The following is a 1,309-nucleotide window of genomic DNA, read 5'->3' as shown; positions in this document are numbered from 1 at the left end:
CCCACTATCCCGGAGGTCCTCATGTCGCTCCGCCCGATCCCGTGCCGTGATGTCCCAGCCGCGACGGCAGCCATCGCGCGGGCCGCGTTCCCGCATGGCAGCCCCTATCTGCGCCTGCGTGACCACCTTGGGACGATCTTTACCGATGCCCAGACAGCTCCTTGATACGCTTCTGGTCCTGTGCCGGGAGCACAAGCTGCTGAGCGCCCGAGGCCGTCAGCGCACTGACTCGACCCATGTGCTCGGAGCCGTCCGTTCCCTGAACCGTCTCGCCTGCGTGACCGAGACCATGCGGGCGGCCCTCAATGTCTTGGCGTCCGCGGCTCCCGCATGGTTGCGCGCCCATGCCAATCCCGCCTGGATCAAGCGGTATGGCAGGCGGGCCGACGACTATGATGTCCCGCAAGGCGAGGCGAAGCGGCGCGCCCATGCCGAGCAGATTGGGCGCGATGGTCATCAGCTGCTTGCTGCCATCATGGCTCCTGGTGCACCAATCTGGCTGCGTGAGATCCCGGCCATTGAGCTGCTGCGGCAGGTTTGGGTGCAGAATTTCTGTCTCACCGACCAAGCTCAGACCGGAGAACCGGAGGCCGGCCCATTCTTTGAGACCACTCCCCGGGTGCAGTGGCGGACCGACCATGAGGGATTTCCGCCCTCCCTGCTGATGGCCGGATCACCCTACGATCCAGAGGTCCATTATGCCAAGAAGGGGACGACAACCTGGATTGGCTACAAGGTTCATCTGACCGAGGCTTGTGACGAGGGCAGCCCGCACCTGATCACGCATGTGGAGACCACGCCGGCACCGGTCGTGGATCGCGACGCCCTCAACACCATTCATGATGGGCTCAAGGCCAAGGGTCTGCTGCCCGATACTCATCTGGCCGATGCCGGCTATGTCGCGGCCGATCAACTCGTCGCCAGTCGCCGGACCTATGGCGTCACTCTCCTGGGGCCGGCTCCCCGGAATCATCAGTGGCAGACTCAATCCGGTGAGGGCTTCACCTTGCAGGACTTCATCTTCGATTGGGAGCGGGAAGTCGCAATCTGTCCGGCCGGGCACGAGAGCCGGAGCTGGCGTCCCGATTACTGGCAGGGACGAACCGCCTTCAAGGTGCGTTTCTCGACCACTCACTGTCGTCCCTGTCCCTTGAAGGCACAGTGTACCCGCAGCGATCGGCGGCTCCTGACGCTGCGCCCACAGGAGGAACATGAGACCCTTGCAGCGGCTCGCGAGCGTGAGGCGCTGCCTGCCTTCGCCAAAGAGTACCAGAAGCGCGCCGGCATCGAGGGAACAATCTCCGCCGGG

General features: G+C 64.3%; 1 pseudogene. It reads left to right on the top strand.

Annotation, left to right across the window (positions count from 1 at the left end):
- Positions 1-21: 21 nt before the first annotated feature.
- A pseudogene (locus DRB19_RS29610) lies at positions 22-1,309 on the top strand (transposase); the annotation flags it as partial.

The organism is Microvirga aerophila, from assembly GCF_003332305.1.
GTDB lineage: Bacteria > Pseudomonadota > Alphaproteobacteria > Rhizobiales > Beijerinckiaceae > Microvirga > Microvirga aerophila.
Note: the sequence above shows the minus strand (reverse complement) of the source record. Positions and strands in the feature narration are given on the sequence as shown.